This window comes from Hymenobacter telluris (assembly GCF_017313265.1).
GTDB classification, from domain to species: Bacteria; Bacteroidota; Bacteroidia; order Cytophagales; family Hymenobacteraceae; genus Hymenobacter; species Hymenobacter telluris.
The window spans coordinates 52,121-68,628 of record NZ_JAFLQZ010000001.1; the positions used below are offsets into that span (position 1 = coordinate 52,121).

At 57.7% G+C, this 16,508-nt stretch carries 17 protein-coding genes; 1 reads left to right on the forward strand and 16 read right to left on the reverse strand.

Annotated elements, in window-relative coordinates; translation table 11 throughout:
* Positions 1 to 137: 137 nt before the first annotated feature.
* From J0X19_RS00180 to J0X19_RS00240, 13 genes are all read right to left on the reverse strand, one after another.
* Complete coding sequence (locus J0X19_RS00180) at positions 138 to 1,925, reverse strand: serine hydrolase (RefSeq protein WP_206979864.1); 1,788 nt, start codon at positions 1,923 to 1,925, stop codon at positions 138 to 140.
* Between the two features lie 232 nt (positions 1,926 to 2,157).
* Positions 2,158 to 2,778 carry a dethiobiotin synthase gene (gene bioD, locus J0X19_RS00185; RefSeq protein ID WP_206979865.1) on the reverse strand — a complete coding sequence of 207 codons (621 nt, stop codon included), beginning with the start codon at positions 2,776 to 2,778 and terminating at the stop codon, positions 2,158 to 2,160.
* A gap of 47 nt (positions 2,779 to 2,825) precedes the next feature.
* Complete coding sequence (locus tag J0X19_RS00190; RefSeq protein ID WP_206979866.1) at positions 2,826 to 3,701, reverse strand: toxin-antitoxin system YwqK family antitoxin; 876 nt, start codon at positions 3,699 to 3,701, stop codon at positions 2,826 to 2,828.
* Positions 3,702 to 3,803: 102 nt separating this feature from the next.
* Positions 3,804 to 4,934 (reverse strand): aminotransferase class I/II-fold pyridoxal phosphate-dependent enzyme, encoded by a 1,131-nt coding sequence (locus tag J0X19_RS00195; protein WP_206979867.1) that lies wholly within the window; start codon positions 4,932 to 4,934, stop codon positions 3,804 to 3,806.
* Between the two features lie 185 nt (positions 4,935 to 5,119).
* A complete protein-coding gene (gene bioB / locus J0X19_RS00200) occupies positions 5,120 to 6,127 on the reverse strand; it encodes a biotin synthase BioB (RefSeq protein WP_206979868.1) in 1,008 nt (335 codons plus the stop codon).
* A 234-nt stretch (positions 6,128 to 6,361) separates the two neighbouring features.
* Complete coding sequence (locus tag J0X19_RS00205) at positions 6,362 to 6,922, reverse strand: sugar O-acetyltransferase (RefSeq protein WP_206979869.1); 561 nt, start codon at positions 6,920 to 6,922, stop codon at positions 6,362 to 6,364.
* A gap of 137 nt (positions 6,923 to 7,059) precedes the next feature.
* Positions 7,060 to 7,458 (reverse strand): inner membrane protein YiaA, encoded by a 399-nt coding sequence (yiaA, locus tag J0X19_RS00210; protein ID WP_206979870.1) that lies wholly within the window; start codon positions 7,456 to 7,458, stop codon positions 7,060 to 7,062.
* A 483-nt stretch (positions 7,459 to 7,941) separates the two neighbouring features.
* Positions 7,942 to 9,045 (reverse strand): 23S rRNA pseudouridine(2604) synthase RluF, encoded by a 1,104-nt coding sequence (gene rluF, locus J0X19_RS00215; protein WP_206979871.1) that lies wholly within the window; start codon positions 9,043 to 9,045, stop codon positions 7,942 to 7,944.
* A gap of 115 nt (positions 9,046 to 9,160) precedes the next feature.
* Entirely contained in the window at positions 9,161 to 9,517 is a 357-nt protein-coding gene (locus J0X19_RS00220; RefSeq protein WP_206979872.1) for a hypothetical protein, read from the reverse strand.
* Positions 9,518 to 9,533: 16 nt separating this feature from the next.
* The gene (locus tag J0X19_RS00225; RefSeq protein WP_206979873.1) at positions 9,534 to 10,124 is read right to left on the reverse strand and encodes a hypothetical protein; all 591 of its coding nucleotides are present in this window, start codon (positions 10,122 to 10,124) and stop codon (positions 9,534 to 9,536) included.
* 49 nt (positions 10,125 to 10,173) lie between these two features.
* Positions 10,174 to 11,187 carry a proline iminopeptidase-family hydrolase gene (locus tag J0X19_RS00230; RefSeq protein ID WP_242581753.1) on the reverse strand — a complete coding sequence of 338 codons (1,014 nt, stop codon included), beginning with the start codon at positions 11,185 to 11,187 and terminating at the stop codon, positions 10,174 to 10,176.
* A 701-nt stretch (positions 11,188 to 11,888) separates the two neighbouring features.
* Positions 11,889 to 12,623, reverse strand: a complete 735-nt coding sequence (locus J0X19_RS00235; protein ID WP_206979875.1) for a YebC/PmpR family DNA-binding transcriptional regulator — start codon at positions 12,621 to 12,623, stop codon at positions 11,889 to 11,891.
* A gap of 153 nt (positions 12,624 to 12,776) precedes the next feature.
* The gene (locus J0X19_RS00240; protein ID WP_206979876.1) at positions 12,777 to 13,217 is read right to left on the reverse strand and encodes a copper resistance protein NlpE N-terminal domain-containing protein; all 441 of its coding nucleotides are present in this window, start codon (positions 13,215 to 13,217) and stop codon (positions 12,777 to 12,779) included.
* 131 nt (positions 13,218 to 13,348) lie between these two features.
* On the opposite strand from J0X19_RS00240, the gene J0X19_RS00245 reads away from it, so the two are divergent.
* Positions 13,349 to 14,269: an arginase family protein gene (locus tag J0X19_RS00245; protein WP_206979877.1), complete on the forward strand. Its 921-nt coding sequence runs from the start codon at positions 13,349 to 13,351 to the stop codon at positions 14,267 to 14,269.
* An 83-nt stretch (positions 14,270 to 14,352) separates the two neighbouring features.
* On the opposite strand, the gene J0X19_RS00250 is transcribed toward J0X19_RS00245, so the two are convergent.
* From J0X19_RS00250 to J0X19_RS00260, 3 genes are all read right to left on the reverse strand, one after another.
* A complete protein-coding gene (locus J0X19_RS00250) occupies positions 14,353 to 15,348 on the reverse strand; it encodes an MBL fold metallo-hydrolase (RefSeq protein WP_206979878.1) in 996 nt (331 codons plus the stop codon).
* A 215-nt stretch (positions 15,349 to 15,563) separates the two neighbouring features.
* Positions 15,564 to 15,947 (reverse strand): hypothetical protein, encoded by a 384-nt coding sequence (locus J0X19_RS00255; protein WP_206979879.1) that lies wholly within the window; start codon positions 15,945 to 15,947, stop codon positions 15,564 to 15,566.
* Positions 15,948 to 16,271: 324 nt separating this feature from the next.
* The gene (locus tag J0X19_RS00260; RefSeq protein ID WP_206979880.1) at positions 16,272 to 16,505 is read right to left on the reverse strand and encodes a helix-turn-helix domain-containing protein; all 234 of its coding nucleotides are present in this window, start codon (positions 16,503 to 16,505) and stop codon (positions 16,272 to 16,274) included.
* Positions 16,506 to 16,508 lie beyond the last annotated feature (3 nt).

Sequence of the window (16,508 nt, forward strand, 5' to 3'; positions counted from 1 at the left end):
GCAAGGAGGAAGAAGGGCAATACGCCCCTGCGGCGGCTGCAAAGCTAAACCAGGATGCAACAAGGCCACCGCCGGAAAGTTGGTCGAGGCCTGTGGCGGTGCCCCAAAACCAGGTTGCGTACAGCCGCCCGGCGCTGCTACTCCTTTATAAACCGCCGCGAAATCAAGCCTTCTGGCCCCTGAAAACGAATGAAATAAGTGCCGGGCAGTAGCTCGGCAACCGGAATCGGTTGGTTGGTTGCCAGCACGCCATTGTGCAGCAGTAGTCCTTTGCTGTCCAGCACCTCATACGGCAATGGCTGCACCGCGCCCGTCACGGTTAATTGCCCGCGTGCGGGGTTGGGGTAGAGCTGCAACGCCAGTTCGGTGGCGCTGCGCAGCACCAGCGTCGGGTTGCCATCGAGGGTGTATAGGGGGCGGTAGCCGGTGGCCTCGTTATCAGCGTATTCCACCACCCGAATGTGGTAGTCGTGGCCCGGCGCCGGCTTGGCAATTCGTATTGAATCGTCGGCGTCGTTGGCTATTACGTAGGTGCCCCGGCCCAGCACCGTTCCCCGGCCGAAAGTGGCAGCAGGGTAGTGCGTGTTGTCGATGGGAAAAGCATCCACGGGGGCGTCGGCTTGCATGAGCACCAGGCGGCGGGTACCGGTGCCGCGGGTCCAGCGTAGCACCACACTCAGGGAGTCTTCGGTGGCAGTGAGGGCCGTGGCGTTTTCGGCGGGGGCCAGCAGATTGTGCGTCGGCCAGGCCGCTGCGCTGGATACGGCGCGCCAACCCAACTGGTCCAGCTCCTGCCAAAACCCCTCGGCACCGGGGCAGCTGTTGAGCAGGATCACCCAGGTGTGGGTACCCGCCGTACGCACCAGGTAAGTGGCCGTACCATCCAGCGAGCCACTGTGCCAGCGGTTGCCAGCCTGGTTTATCTGCCAGCCTTTGGCGTATCCGGGGGCAACTCTTGAGGGCGCTACCATAGTAGCCAGCGTGGCCGGGGCCAGCAGGCCGGGGCGGGTGGTGTTGCCTTCCGCCGCGAGTTGCAGCCGCACCAGGTCACGGGCCGAGCACACCCAGCCGCCGTGGGCGCTCATGGCCTCCACCTGGAAGCCGCCGTACGCCGCCGGTACCTGCTGCCCCGACCCATTGCAGGCCGGCATCTGGTAGCGGCTCTGGTATTCCACTTCCCGCTCCAAGCGGCCAGCGGGCAGGTTGTGGCCTAAATGTGCTTCGAGAGCACCGGCCGGCACCAGCAGATTGGTGCGGACCCACGCCTCGTAGCGCTGCCCCGTCACTTTTTCTACAATCTTTCCTAAGGCCAAGTAGCCCATGTTGGAGTACGCGAAGCGCGTGCCGGGAGCGTAGTTCAACCCTTTGGCGAGCAGAAAACGCACCAGCGTTGAGTCGGCCACGGGGGTAGGGGCTCCCTGGGTTTGGGCCGCGTGCACCGGAAAGCTCACTGGGTCGCAGCCAGCGTAGCCGTCACAGCCAATTTCCCGGTCCCAGCCCGCGGTGTGCTCCAGCAGTTGCTGCACCGTGACGTTGTAGATGCGCTTGTCGGTGATGGCGCCGGCGTAATACGGGCTGCGCAAGTAGCCCGTCGGCCCGAAAGCTTTACCCGCCAGATCAATACGGCCCTGCTCCGCCAGCTTCAGCACCGCCAGCGCCGTAATGGGCTTCGAGAGGCTGGCTACCCGTAGCAAATGGTAGGGCTGTAGCGGCACAGTACGGGCCACATCGGCGTAGCCGAAGGCGCGGGCGTACACCAGCCGACCCTGCGTCCCGAACGCCACGGATGCCCCCAAAATGTTCCAGCGCTGCATAAAGCGCTGCATGGTCGCCTCAAAGGCAGTGAATTCGGGGACCGGAATGCCTTGCTGCGCTACAGCTTGTAAGGATAAGAGCAGACACAGGATAGTGTAAAATTTCTTCAAACAGAGTGCCGATAAAAATGCTGCTAATAGCTTGAATTGAAGCTGAATTCAATTCGGATTATTAACGCAATTTTATTAGCTTATTTGAAGTTTCTAGTTAAATATATTGCTGATAAATATGAATTTTCTACTTTGAATACATGGCATTAATAAGGGTGGTGCCTTAATTGAAAGTGCAAATAGATTAAGTGCAAAAAAAGACAATGTGAGTTGGTTTTGAAGCCGTACTATTTCAACGGTTAAACCACTGCCGAAACTCTGCGGCGTAGCGGCTCACCACTTCCACCGAAACGGCTGGTTCGGGTAGCAGCCGCGGCATTAGGGGCACGCCGGTATGCTCACTGATAAAGTCCTCGGTGGCAGGAGTGGGCTCCCCATTGAAAACCAGTCCGCGCACCCGTAAGCCGCGGGCCTGTAAGGCCTCCAGCGTAAGCAGCGTGTGGTTGATACTGCCCAGGTAGTTGCGCGATACCACTACCACATTAAGCGCAAATTGCTGGGCTAAGTCGGCTATCAGGAAACCGGGCGCCAATGGCACCAGCAGCCCGCCCGCGCCTTCTACCAGCAGGTGGTTGGTGGTTTCCGGCAACTGAAAATCGGCGGGATGCAGGGTGATGCCTTCTGCGGCAGCAGCAGCGTGGGGCGAAGCCGGCAGTTGCAGCCGGTGTCGCTCGGGCCAAAAGCGGCTCACTTGGTTCTGCACGAGGCTGCGCACCGTGGCCGCATCGGTGGTAGGCTCCAGGCCCGCCTGCACCGGCTTCCAGTAGTCGGCCTGCAAGGCTTCGGTGAGGATGGCCGAAACCAGCGTTTTACCAACGTCCGTGCCGATGCCGGTGATGAAGAGCTTTTCCAAAGAGAGAATAGGGTAAATAGTGCGGCTTTGTAAAGAATGTATGCAACTTAATTTGATATAATCAATTTGCCATTTTTATAGAATTGTTTCTTAGTTAATGTTCCAATGTGGTTGAAATAATATACGGTGTCATTGTATTTGCCATCTATCAAATATCCCTTAGATTTTATCTTGCCGTTTCTGTGATATTCAATAGTTTCTCCCTTTAGTTTGCCTTTCTGATACGTGCATGTTTCGTATAAAATACTGTCTCTATCAAACCATTTCCAGACACCAGATTCTTTTCCTGCTTCATATTGTCCGGCAACTAAGATTGTTTCTGTCGAATCAATTAAGTGCTCAGTTGTTTCACCCCAAAGAACCCCATTTCTATATTCTAATGTTTTCCAAGCTCCGTTCTCTTCCCACGTTTTCCATTTTCCTGTCTTCTTGCCGTTTGTATAATTTCCTGCGCTTGCAGGCTCTCCGCTTTCATACCATTCTTTTGTAAATCCATCCGTAATCCCTTGGTTTAGAATAGATTCTCGTTTTTTAGTGCCATCATCGTACCAACATTTGATATAGCCATGCTCTTTGCCGTTTACTATTGTCCAGTCTGCTGTCTGGTGTCCAGTTTCTGACCAGCTTTTAAAATGTCCTGTCTTTTGGCCGTTTTTGCAAAATCCTTCGTATTCTATTTGTCCGTTACTGTAAAAACCTTGTCGCTTATAATAACTTTTGTCGTTGCAATCTGGGTATAGGAAAACAACTTCGTTACTTCCATTCGCATAAGTCGATTTAACGACTCGACATTCTTGTTTGCATCCTGTTAAAAAGAATGAAACAAACAAGATGAATGCTGATTGTAAGTATATTATCATAAATGTCAAATGTCGTTTTACAGCTCCAGCTATAGCCATTTCAAAAACGGTGTAGAGACGCATACTTGCGTCTCGTCGTCCGCGCCACCTACTGTTCAACAAGGAGACGCAAGTATGCGTCTCTACACCGTTCATGAATCTGCTACAACAGATTAGTTGCCAATACTATTGCCTCAACACCGCCGCCAGCCCGTTGATTTCCGCCGCGGTGTTGTAGCTATGCACGATAAGCCGCAGCCGCTCCGTACCCACCGGCACCGTTGGCGACACGATGGGGCGCACGTCGAAGCCGGCTTGCTGGGCGGCGGCGGCTACGCGGCGGGCCGTTTCGGGGCCGGGCTGCTGCGGGAAGAAAACCGGGTGGATGATATGGCTTTCCGGGGGTACGTGCAAGCCGGGCACAGTATTAAGCGTGGCCTTGAGGTAGTCGGAAAAAGCGAATAGCTGCTGGCGTTCCGCTGCCAGGGTTGGCAGCACTTGGTAGGCTGCCGTGAGGCTGGCTATGGTGAGTGGTGGCAGGGCCGTGGTGTAGATGAACGGGCGGCTGAAGTTCAGCAGGTAGTCGTGCAATACGGTAGGGCCAACCACGGCGGCGCCCTGGCTGCCCAGCGCCTTCCCAAAGGTGAGGATGCGGGCGAATACGTCGGATTCCAACCCCAGGGCTGCTACCAGGCCTTCACCGGCCGGCCCATAAACTCCGTTGCTATGCGCCTCATCCACCACCAGATACAACCCTCTGGCGCGGCAAAACGCAGCTAGTTCCGGCAACGGCGCCATGTCGCCATCCATTGAGTACAAAGACTCCACGGCCACAAACACGGCCCCGGTGGCGCGGGTGAGCCGCCGCTCCAAGTCGGCGAGGTCGTTGTGGCGGAAGCTCCAGGCGGTGGCAAAGCTGCTGCGGATACCGTCCTTGACGGAGGCATGGGAGGCTTCGTCGTACAGAATGGTGTCGCCGCGGCGAGGCACAGCCGAGAAGAAGCCCAGGTTGGCCGCGTAGCCGGAGTTGAACAGCAGCGCCGCTTCGGCCCGGTGAAACTGCGCTACATGCACTTCCAAGGCTTCGGCGGCCGCTGAGTTGCCGGTAAGCAGCCGGGAGCCGGTGCTGCCTGCCGCTTCGCTGGTGGCTTGCTGCACGGCGGCCTGTACTGTTGGGTGGCGGCTAAGTCCGAGGTAGTCGTTGGAGCTGAAATCCACCAATCCGGCTGCTGGCTGCGTGAGGCGGCGGCGCGTACCAGCGGTTTCGCGCTGGGCGAGCTGCTGGGCAAGGCGTTGGTGCAAAGGGAATTCGGGCATGAAAAATAGAGCCAGAGCTAGAAACTAATTCCCCTCCTTATTTCAAGGAGGGGTGGCCGTAGGCCGGGGTGGTTCAATTGTTGAACGAAAACTAGTTCTAGCTTTCTAGCTCTAGTTAACCACCCCGGCCTGCGGCCACCCCTCCTTGAAATAAGGAGGGGAGTTGTATAGTAATAGCTTTAAAGCTACGCCTCTACCGAAACTTCTTTACCCAACACCATAGCGCCTTCCGGCACGTCTTTAAACGACTTGCGTGGCTTCAGACCCAGCAATTCAAACATCTGCTTGTCGGCGTCGAAATCGGGGTTGGGGGTGGTGAGGAGCTTTTCGCCGCTGAAGATGGAGTTGGCACCGGCCAGGAAGCATAAAGCTTGCTCGGTAACGGGCATTTCCTGGCGGCCCGCCGAGAGGCGCACCATGGTGTGCGGCATCAGAATGCGGGCCGTGGCAATCATGCGCAGCATTTCCCACACGCTCACGCGGGGCTGGTCGGCGAGGGGCGTACCGGCTACGGGCACCAGCGCATTCACCGGCACCGACTCGGGGTGGGCGGGCAAGGTGGCCAGCGTGTGCAGCATGGCTACCCGGTCTTCGTCGGTTTCGCCGAGGCCGATGATACCGCCCGAGCACACCGAAATACCTGCTTTGCGCACGTGCTCCAGCGTATTCAGCCGGTCGTCGTAGGTGCGGGTCGTGATGATGTCGTCGTAATGCTCGCGGCTGGTGTCGAGGTTGTGGTTGTAGGCGTAGAGGCCGGCTTGCTTGAGGCGCTCGGCCTGGTACTCGTTGAGCATGCCCAGGGTGCAGCACACTTCCAGGCCGAGGCCGTTCACTTGCTCGACCATGCCCAGTACCCGGTCGAAGTCCCGGTTGTCGCGGATTTCGCGCCAGGCGGCGCCCATGCAGAAGCGGGTGCTACCCGAATCCTTGGCGCGTTGGGCCGAGGCCAGCACTTCGGCATCGGGGAGGAGCTTGTGGGCTTGCACACCGGTATGGTAGCGGGCCGCCTGGGGGCAATAGGCGCAGTCTTCGGGGCAGCCGCCGGTTTTCACGCTCAGCAGCGTGCACACCTGTACTTCGCCGGTGGCCTGGGTTTGGGCATGGATGGCGGCGGCCTGCGTCACGAGTTCCAGCACGGGCTGGTGATAAATAGCGTTTACTTCTTCGAGGGTCCAGTCGGTACGGAGCTGCATGGGGGAGCGGTAGGCGGTGAAGAATTGACAGGAAGCAAGCCCTGAAAAGGGCAGCCCGCCGGTGCTGACGCTGCACGGCGGGCTGCAAGATACGGGGTACTCGTTTTTTGTTGCTGGTTTTTTGTTTTTCGTTAGCGCTGTAGAGACGCGACACTTCGCGTCTCGGCGTCCGCGCCGTTTGGACGACACCACACAATCAACCTCAGCAACGCCGAGACGCGAAGTGTCGCGTCTCTACATGGTTTTGTCTGGATTTGCTACCGGCCGCAGCACCCGGCAGGGGTTCCCAACGGCTACCACCCCGGCCGGAATGTCGCGCGTGACTACGCTGCCGGCCCCGATGGTGGTACCCGCCCCAATTGTCACGCCGGGTAGTATCGTTACCCCGCCACCGATCCACACATTGTCGCCGATGGTGATGGGGCGGGCAAACTCCCAACCGGCTATGCGCGGCGCCACTTCTACGGGGTGGCCGGCGGTGCTGAGCAGCACATTCGGGGCTATGAACACGTTGTCGCCGATGGTGACGGGGGCGCAGTCGAGGATGGTGAGGTTGTAGTTGGAATAGAAATTCCGGCCTACTTTGATGTTGTAGCCGTAGTCGCAACGCAACGGGGCTTCCACGTGGGCGTCGGTTTCGTAGCCCAGCAGCTCAGCAAGAACTTGCTTGTTGAGCTGCACCGGCTCCTGGTTGTAGCGGTGGCACAGGGTCTTGGCGTGCAGGCGTTCCGCTACCAGTTCGGGGTCGTTGGCTTGGTACAGTTCGCCGGCCAGCATTTGTTGTTTGGGTGTCATCAATATAGCTGAAAAGTGGGCTAATGACGCCAAAGCTACAGGTTGCCCTGTCATTCCGACGTAGGAGGAATCTGAGTGTAATCGTTGAATGACTGTAGTCAGATTCCTCCTGCGTCGGAATGACAAAGCAGCTTTTCTTACAGCGAGTTGCTGTCGGTGCGGCTGTCACGGGTGTTTTTCTGCACGGCAATGGCCCCGAACAGCGCCAGCAGAAACGACATGCCATAGAAGCCTTTTTCGCTGAGCGTAAGCGTAGCGTTCCACAGGCCGACCACCAGCAGGGCCACCGCCATTAGGGTAGAAAACCAGCTTAGGCCGTAGTAGATGCCCGTCACCGGCACGCCTTCCATTTGGTCGCGCACGGTTTTTTGCAGCGAAACGGCCGAGAACAGGCCGTACATGAGCACAGTGAAGTAGTATCCTTTCTCGTTGAGCGCCATCTGGGCGTTCCAGAGGCCAACAACGAAGGCGGCCATTCCGGCTAGCAGCGCCACCCAGGAAGCGGCAATGAAGGCATTGGAGGGCTTGGTGTTCATAACGGTACAGTGGTGTGTGGGTTGGAATACAAGCGCCGGGTAGTAGCCGGTCGACAAGCCAAACATAGCGGGCACCCCCACCTACCACGCATCCAAACTTTCGTTTCAATTAGACTTTTGAAATACTGAAATCAGCTTCGAATACAACCTAATTACAGGTCCGTGTAAGCGTAAGGAGTCTGATTGTAGCTATAAAAAAGCCACTTGCGCATTGTTCTGAAATCAGACATTTCAACGGCCAGGTTTTGGTAGCTTAGAGCTAAAACTAAAAGCTAGTTCCCCTCCTTGGATAAGGAGGGGCTAGGGGTGGTTGACCAATCGTTGAATGATTTACTAGCTCTAATTTCTAGTTCTAGTTGTTCAACCACCCCTAACCCCTCCTCATCTGAGGAGGGGAACTAGACTTTCAGCTACATTATAATACTTATTATAACATGTCTTTAAACCAAAACGAGCCGCCCTAAGTGGAGCGGCTCGTTGCCATTAAGAGCGTTTACCGGGGCGGGCGCTGCCGCGGGTGCCACGGGTGGTGTTTTTGGGCCGGCCGGGGCCGGCGGAGGCACCTTTGGAGGAACCGGCTGGGCGGTTGGGGCGGACTCCGGGCTGACCGGTGGGGCGCCCCGAGCCGGCAGCCCGGCCCGCCGTAGCCAAGCCACGTGGAGTGGCAGGTTTGCGGCCCGCGGCTTTTTCAACCCAGGCGCCGGCTAACTTGGTTTTGGGCTTGCGGGGGGTATCGTCGGAGCCGGGGCCGGAGGCGGGGCGCGCAATAACGGCTTGGCCAGTGGTGGGGCGCGAGGTTTTGCGCGAGGGGCGGTCGGCCCACTGCTCGGCGGTGGAAACGGTTTTGCGGCGGCGCGGTACCGAGCCGTCGTCGGTGCCGCTGGAGTGCTCAATCATGCCGAACAGCTCCTTTAGCTCCTTCTCCGTTAGCTCGCGCCAGTCGCCGATACCGATACCTTTGATGTTGATGTTCATCACCCGAATGCGTTCCAGCTGCACTACCTCGTAGCCAAACGCCTCGCACATGCGCCGAATCTGGCGGTTCATGCCCTGGATGAGCGTGATGCGGAAGATGTAGTTGGTTTCCTTCTTCACCTCGCACTTCTGCGTCATCACGCCCAGAATCGAGACGCCATTGGCCATGGCCTCGATGAACTGGTCGTTGATGGGCTTGTCCACCATCACAATGTATTCCTTCTCGTGGCGGTTGCCGGCCCGCAGAATCTTATTGACGATGTCGCCGTTGCTGGTCAGCAGAATCAGGCCCTGCGACTCCTTATCGAGGCGGCCGATGGGGAAGATGCGGACGCTGTGCTTGATGTAGTCGATGATGTTGCCTTTCACGCCGCGCTCGGTTGTGCTCGTCACGCCCGGCGGCTTGTTGAAGGCAATGTACACGGCGTCTTCCTCGGCCCGCGGCTCAATGGCGTGCCCGTTTACCACCACCTGGTCGCGGGGGCCAACCTGCACGCCCACCGCAGCCCGCTTGCCGTTCACGAACACGCGGCCCTGCTCGATAAACTTGTCGGCTTCCCGCCGGGAGCAGAAGCCGCTTTCACTGATGTATTTATTGAGCCGGGTAGACATGGTGTTGGTTTTTAGTTGCTGGTTTATGGTTGCTGGTTGCAGCATCAGCAAAGTAGCCTGCCCACGTCCTGAACGTGAGCCGGCCGCAAAGGTACGACGGAAGCAGGCGGTTCACTTAAACCGCCGCGCCGGCCGCCTGGAAAAACGCAAACAGCGCCGTTTCCACTTCGGTAGGTAGCGTGGCGGGCGTCACGGGTTGCAATAGCAGGGGTACGCCGGCTTCCTTGGATGTGTAGGTGCCTTCCGTGGCCGTAAAGCGCAAGTGTCCCTGGGCAAATTCGCGCTGCTGCACGCCGCCGTCGTTGCTCATGGCTACGAACGTGAGCGGCTGCAACGCTTGTGTGCCTTTGTTGAAATACAGCCAGAAATACACGTCACCGGGGTTGTTGCTCTGTACATCCAGGCGCTTGATTTCGAAAATGGCAGCGGTATCGGTGTCGAGCAGGAAAAGGGTGCGGTATGGGATGGGCATGGCGGGAAGTTGCGACTTATTGTTCTGACAGTTCAGCGTTGCGGTAAATCAAGACGTGCGCAATACTCTCAACAGGCGTTGGCAACTCCAACTGTATCTGTTCAAGCTGCCGGGCAAACACTTCTAGCTCAAGCAGTGCTTGGTCGTATGCGGCAGACAAAGCAGATTTTGCTACTTGAATTTCAAGGGGAGTATATGGTCGAAACTCCTCGTAATCCACCCTGCAATCAAAGAGGACCATATCGGTAGTGAATAGGACTTCCGGAGCCGGGTGGCCGTTGCAATAAGCGCCACGGTTGTATTTAGCTACATGTTTCCAATAGACGATGTCTGACAGTTCGCCGCAGCACTGCGGAAAAAGAGTGTTCTGACCGTCGATGCGCAACACGTAGCCGCCGAAAAAGCTGCACTGCTCCTCAATGATTCGTTCACCGTCGAAATAGCCCTGCAGATGCGCCTTCGCCAAGGCCTTGATAGCGCCAAGTGGTATGTCAGTAATCCTGTAAAAAGGTGTGTTAACTGCAAAAGGAGAAATCGAGGCAAGAGCTTCTGCCACCTCAGGATGCCGAAGGTCAACTTCTATAACGGGTATCAATTCAGCTTTCATACTTTACCGCAGATGCGCCTTCGCAAGCTCAGGATGACAAGCATCTACTCTACAACGCCACCTTTTTTTCGCCCTTGTTCACGCTCACTATCCACTTGGTCAGCCCGCTCATATAGGTTTGCTGGTCGTCGTAGAGGCTCATGTGGCTGCCGTTGGGGCAGATGAGGGCGGTGCCGTTTTGCACTTGGCTGGCAATGCGGCGCATGTGCTCGGGGTCCATGGTGTCGTACTTGCCGCCGATACTGAGGACGGGTACCGACAGTTTCGGCAGGTCCGGGGTCCGGTCCCAGTGTAGAAGCTTGCCGGAAGCGCCAAATTCGCTGGGGCCCTGCATGGTCACGTAGAGCGACTGATTGGTTTTGCCCAGGGAGCGGGTCATGGGCTCAGGCAGCTCGGGTAGGCGGCAAAGGTGTTCGGCGTAGAAGTTCGGCTCCAGTAACTGCATGTAGCGCGGGTTGGCGAAATCCTTTTTGGCTTCAATCTGGCGGATTTCGGCCAGCACTTCGGGCTTGAGTTGGGGCGCCAGCACCTCGTCGGCGTACTTGTTGTAGGCCGGAATACTCATCATCATATTGCTGATGACCAGGCCTTTCAGATTCTGCTGGTACTTGAAGGCATATTCGGCCGCCAGAATGCCGCCCCAGCTGTGGCCGAGCAGATAGAAGTTGTCCTTGGTTAGGTTAAGGGCTTTGCGCACTTGCTCTACCTCTTCCACGTAGCGCGGCAAGCTCCACATGGCCGTATCCTTGGGGTTGTCGGAGTTGCCGCAGCCGAGCTGGTCGTAGTAGATGAACTCGATGCCTTCCTGGGGCAGAAAGTTTTCCATGCACTCAAAGTACTCGTGGGTGGCACCGGGTCCGCCGTTGAGCAGCAGCACTTTCATCTTCGGGTTGTTGCCGAAGCGCTTGGTCCAGACCTTGAATGTGCCCTTGGGCGTGCTAATCGGAATGACTTGCACGCCGCCGTCCTGCACGCCGGTTTCCTGGCTTTGGAAGTAGCTGGCCGCGGGAGCCGTGGCGGTTTCCGGCTTGGGTTGCGTGTTGCAGGCGGCGGTAAGCAACATTACAATAGGAAAGCTGAGAAACCTGTTCATATAATCAGATTTTGTTGAAGCCAATTTCTATACGTAGAAAGGGGGGATAGTAGAAGAAGTTGTCCACATTCGTCGGTTGCACAAGGCCCGGCAACCCAACAACTAAGATTTTTAAATAATTGATACATAGATTATTATAAGTAAAGGTTCGAATCCAGACGTGACCTGAACAGAAAAAAGACACTATATCCCGAAGAGCTTTGCTTTATCTTCGTTGCACTTGCATGGTTGTCATCCCGCCAACGCATCGTCTGAAAAGACGAAGCCCCGGCTGTTGACGCAGCCAGGGCTTCAGGAAGTGGGTGGATAGCACACCCAACAACCTACGAAGTTATGGGTAAGCGTGCAAGCAAGAAACAAGCCGACAAGGTCGGTTTGTTTCGCATCTCCCTAGAGTTGGTGAAGGCCGCACTAGGAGGAGCCATTCGAGCTGTGGTAAGCCACTGGCTCGAACATCCGTAAGATGATGGGCGGCGGTCAGAGCTTCGGCTCTGGCCGCCGTTTGGCTTGCGCGCACAGTGTATTTATGGTAGTGCGAAAGGTTATGCAAACATACGCACTTCATGTATAAAAAGATGAAGGGAAATCGAAATTGCAAATTGCTATTACACAACGGTTGGCATAATCAAATCAACTACGAAATCCGATGAGACTGGCTGTAAAACCAGTAATTACCCCAGCGTATGGTACACGGCTTGTACGTCGTCGTCCTCTTCGAACTTCTCGATGAGGTTCATTACCTCTTCCAGCTGGTCGCCTTCGAGGTGGACGGTGGTGTTGGGCACGCGCTGGAGCTGGGCCGACGTAACGTTCAGGCCCTTTTCTTCCAGCGCCTTCTGCATCTGGCCGAAGTCCTGGAAAGTGGTTTCCACCACAATAAAGTCCTTCACGTTGCCTTGCTCGTCTTCTTCCTGGTCGGCGTACACGTCTTCGGCGCCGGCGTCAATCAACTCCAGTTCCAGCTCGTCGAGGTCGAGGCCTTCGGCGGCGAGGCGGAACACGCCTTTGCGGGTGAAGGTGAAGTCGGAAGAGCCGGCGGTGCCGAGGGCGCCGTTGCCGCGGTTGAAGTACATGCGCACGTTGGCCACGGTGCGGGTGGGGTTGTCGGTGGCGGTTTCAATCACCACGGCCACGCCGTGGGGCGCGTAGCCCTCATATACCACTTCCTGGTAGTCTTTTTCCTCTTTGCTGCTGGCCCGCTTGATGGCGGCTTCCACCCGGTCTTTGGGCATGTTCACGCCTTTGGCGTTCTGCATGGCCGTGCGCAGGCGGGAATTGGCATCGGGGTTGGTGCCGCCTTCCTTCACGGCCATCACAATCTCCCGGCCGATGCGGGTGAAATCTTTGGACATCCGGTCCCAGCGCTTCATTTTGCGGCCTTTGCGGAATTCAAATGCGCGTCCCATCTATGGTGAGTTGGTGAAATGGTGAGTTAGTGAGAATTTCTGTCGGCGTGGTGGGGCCGAAGGGGCTGCAAGTTAGGAGAAAGCCGGGCGGGGCGCAATTGCAACTTCTGGTTTGGTGCGCCCGGCCGTGTGGCGTTTCGGCTGGGTGCCGCACTACTGCGCCCGGAGCGTGTAGGTGCTGGAGTTGCCGGCCGGGTAGCCCTCGATAACCAGCGTGAGCAGGTTGTTGCGCAAGCTGAACGTGCCTTGGTCGGTGCGGGACTGGCCTTTTTTGTCGGTGTACGTGAAGGTGATTTTGTTGCCGGTGAACGTGAAGCGGCCCGTCTGGTCGAAGGGCATGGGGTTCTGGTTGACGGTCAGGGTCAGGTGCTTCTGGTAGGTGCCGTCGGGGCGGAGGGTGAGGGTGCCGCCCACGCCGCTGGCTGCCACCGGCGCGGGGCCGCTTTCCTTGTCCAGGATGCTGTAGGTGAGGTAGGTATAGGTGGTGAAAAACGACGGCTTGAGCGCAGCCACCGGGGCGGCTTTCCGCTGGGCCAGTACGGCCGGCGCGCTCAGCCCCAACCCGATACATAGAAGAAGATAACGCAGATTCATGCTGAAAGGTAACACAAGGTGAGGTGGTGAAGTGGTGAGATAGTGAGTTTGATGTTCAATTTGCGTCACTTGCGCAATTAGTGTTGCTAAAACAACAACCTCACCATTTCACTATCTCACCACCTCACCTCATGCCCGACTTCCTCCGCGACCTTATCCGCCCCGCCGCCGAACTGCCCGAAGCTGATGTGTGCCTGGTGGGCTTGCCGCTCGATTTCGGAACGGTGCTGGAAGGCGGCCGGGCCGGGGCCGTACACGCCCCCGACGCCATCCGGCGGGAGCTGCGGCGCTACCACAAAACCTACAACCTGGAGCACAACGTCAGCCTGGAAAATTTACGGATTGCCGATGCCGGCAACGTGAACCTGCGCCAGCCCAACCACGAAGAAAACCACCGCCGCATCCGGGAGAAGCTGGGTGAGCTATGCCGGCAGTACCCGCGGGTGGTAGTGCTCGGCGGCTCGCATGATGGCACCTATAGCACCGTGCGCGGCCTGGTGGATGCCAGTGGCGGGCAGCCGGTTGGCGGCATCAACCTGGATGCTCACGCCGACGTGAAGCACAAGCCCGACGTAATCAGCAGCGGAACGCCTTTCGGTAAGCTGCTGCGCGAAGAGTTTCTGGCCGGGCCTCGGTTCACGGAAATCGGCTTGCATTCCAACCTCAATACCAAAACCGATATTGATTTTCTGCACGAGCAGCAGGCGTATATCGTGCCCTTAGCCCACGTGCAGGCCGACGGCATGCCCAACTACATGCGCCGTGCGTTACAGCGGGCCGGCAGCCCGGCTTTCGTTAGCTTCGATATAGACGGTTGCGCCGAAGCCTACGCTCCGGCTGTTTCGGCGCCTAGCGCCGACGGTTTCACGCCCCGGCAAGCAACGGCAGCCGCTTTCTTGGCCGGGCAAGCGGCGGAAGTGTGCCTGTTTGAAGTAGTGGAGCTGAACCCCATCTTCGACCGGGACCACCAAACGGCGCGCCTGGCGGCTACCATCATCACGGCTTACCTAACCGGCGTGGCGGCGCAGCTTACGGCGCAGCAGCAACGGTAAGTCCTGGGGGGGGTGAAACCAGCAAAAAGCCGTTCCGCTTACAGTTGAAGCGGAATGGCTTTTGGGTAGTTGGAACCTAAGTTCTACGCCTGATACTTGCCGGAACCGGTGGGGAAGCGGCGCGACGAAACGTATTGGGTGGTGGGGTAACCCTCTTGCCTGCGGCGCTGCCGTTGCTGCACCAGCCAGGCCGCGCCGGCCAGCAAACCTACGCCTACAATAGCCAGGGTCAGGCGCTGCGGGAACGAATCCTCGGGAGCGGGCGGCAGGTAGGCCACGCCGTTTTCATCGAGCCGGGCGGGGTCGAGCACGTAGCGGCCGGTGGTAGGCATGGGGAAGAAGTTGGCCAGCTGCTGAAGGCCGTCGGTAGCTTCCACCCCCTGCACCACTGGGCCGTGGCCGCACCCGATGTTCTCAGGGCGCAGGCCCGCCAGCTTCTGCACCGATTCGCGCACCTGCTGCCAGTTGTAGTTGAACGGCGCACCCGCCACGCTCACCTTGGGCACCTGGAGCAGCAGCGCCGGCACCGACTCGTGGTTGGCGGTAGCAAAGGCGTCGGCGCCGAGCAGGGTTTTGTCTTTCTCGCGGAACAAGGCTACCTGGCCGGGCGCGTGGCCCGGTACGTGTACCCAGCGCCACTCCGGCAAGAACGGCACCTCTTTAGAATCGGTGGGGAGGGCCTGCACTATGCTGCTGAGCTGGAAGGACTGCGGCGGGAAAAACCGGGCCATGAAAGCCAGCGTGCCGCCGTTTTCCACGGTGGGGTCGGCGGGCGGGTACACGGCGCGGGCCGTCAGGAAGGGCAATTCCAAGGGGTGCGCCAGCACGGGCACTTTCCAGTGCTCGGCCAAGGCCAGCGCCGAGCCGGAGTGGTCCATGTGGCCGTGGGTGAGGAGGATGGCCTCGGGGTGGGTACCAGGGTAGAAAAGCTGGTCGGCTGCCGCAATAATGGCCTTTTCCGAACCCGGCAGGCCGGTATCAACCAGCACCCACTCGCCGGGAGTGGCCGATTCCACGAAATACACATTAACGAACCGCTGGATGGTGAGCTGCGTGACGCCGGGAGCTACTTGTTTCATAGTGTCGGGGGTAATGGTTGAGCTGGGTTTGGAAAGTAGTACGCAAATCTGGCTGGCAGGGAGACGCAGCAACCAGATTTTATAGGCTCGGCTGGGTGCATGGCACTACCGGCCACAAACAAGAGAAGCCACCCATTGTGGGTGGCTTCTAACTCAATTAATTCGGTAAGATTATCGGGTGATTGGCTTCCGGAGTTCAAGCAAGCCAGTGCTTTTTACTGACCGGTGGTAGTACCGCCCGCCGTAGTCATGCCGCCAGCGGTGGTGCCGGCCGTGGAGCCCGTGGTAGCACCGCCCGTGGTGGTAGAAGCACCGGCCGTAGAGCCGCCGGCGGTGGTGCCAGCCGTAGAAGTGCCGTCGGTGGTGGTAGCGCCCATGGTAGCGGAGCCATCCGTAGTGGTGCCCGTGCCACCCGACATCGACGTGTCGGAACTCATGCCGGTATCCGTGCTGGTGGCATCAGAAGTGGAAGGCTCAGTTGAGGTGCCCGAAGCGTCGCTGGTTTCGCCGCCGGCCTGGCTGCCTTCGCCGGCCTGGTTGCCGCAAGAGGCAAATGTGAACGAAGCAGCGGCGAGGGCAAGAAACAATACCTTTTTCATCGTGTTAGGTTGGTAAGAATGAGGTGTTTGGAATGGATTGCCGGCAACATCAATAACTGCGTTGCCTGTCACTTACTACCAGTATCTAACGGGAAGTAACCCAGAAAAGATAAAACAGATCAAAATTTTATTATATTATTCAGTTATCTAAGCCGCTATAGTCGAGCTACTAAGACAATGGAATACAGCGAATAGTGCAAAAAAAACCGGAGGAGCTTTAGGCAGCCAGTATCTCCCATACATTGCCTGATACTCAAAGTTTTGCAGACAAATGCGGTGGAAAGCGCAAGCGCAAGCCGCAACAGATTCCTGGAAAAAGCTAGGCTAGTGGGAAGGTCGGGGCGAAGAATCTTCGTCGGGCACAAATTCCAGTAAATCACCGGGCTGGCACTCCAGCACCTGGCAAATAGCCTCTAGTGTGCTGAACCGAATGGCCTTGGCTTTGTCACTCTTGAGGATGGACAGGTTGGCCAGCGTGATATCCACGGCGGCAGCCAGCGCGCTGAGCGACATTTTGCGCCGCGCCAGCATCACATCTAATCGGACGATAATGGGCATCGA

Coding starts and splice junctions, on each gene's coding strand:
- J0X19_RS00190 (WP_206979866.1), bottom strand. CDS start 3,701: ATGCGTCTCTACACCGTTTTTGAAATGGCTATAGCTGGAGCTGTAAAA.
- J0X19_RS00195 (WP_206979867.1), bottom strand. CDS start 4,934: ATGCCCGAATTCCCTTTGCACCAACGCCTTGCCCAGCAGCTCGCCCAG.
- bioB (WP_206979868.1), bottom strand. CDS start 6,127: ATGCAGCTCCGTACCGACTGGACCCTCGAAGAAGTAAACGCTATTTAT.
- J0X19_RS00205 (WP_206979869.1), bottom strand. CDS start 6,922: ATGACACCCAAACAACAAATGCTGGCCGGCGAACTGTACCAAGCCAAC.
- yiaA (WP_206979870.1), bottom strand. CDS start 7,458: ATGAACACCAAGCCCTCCAATGCCTTCATTGCCGCTTCCTGGGTGGCG.
- rluF (WP_206979871.1), bottom strand. CDS start 9,045: ATGTCTACCCGGCTCAATAAATACATCAGTGAAAGCGGCTTCTGCTCC.
- J0X19_RS00220 (WP_206979872.1), bottom strand. CDS start 9,517: ATGCCCATCCCATACCGCACCCTTTTCCTGCTCGACACCGATACCGCT.
- J0X19_RS00225 (WP_206979873.1), bottom strand. CDS start 10,124: ATGAAAGCTGAATTGATACCCGTTATAGAAGTTGACCTTCGGCATCCT.
- J0X19_RS00230 (WP_242581753.1), bottom strand. CDS start 11,187: ATGTTGCTTACCGCCGCCTGCAACACGCAACCCAAGCCGGAAACCGCC.
- J0X19_RS00235 (WP_206979875.1), bottom strand. CDS start 12,623: ATGGGACGCGCATTTGAATTCCGCAAAGGCCGCAAAATGAAGCGCTGG.
- J0X19_RS00240 (WP_206979876.1), bottom strand. CDS start 13,217: ATGAATCTGCGTTATCTTCTTCTATGTATCGGGTTGGGGCTGAGCGCG.
- J0X19_RS00245 (WP_206979877.1), top strand. CDS start 13,349: ATGCCCGACTTCCTCCGCGACCTTATCCGCCCCGCCGCCGAACTGCCC.
- J0X19_RS00250 (WP_206979878.1), bottom strand. CDS start 15,348: ATGAAACAAGTAGCTCCCGGCGTCACGCAGCTCACCATCCAGCGGTTC.
- J0X19_RS00255 (WP_206979879.1), bottom strand. CDS start 15,947: ATGAAAAAGGTATTGTTTCTTGCCCTCGCCGCTGCTTCGTTCACATTT.
- J0X19_RS00260 (WP_206979880.1), bottom strand. CDS start 16,505: ATGCCCATTATCGTCCGATTAGATGTGATGCTGGCGCGGCGCAAAATG.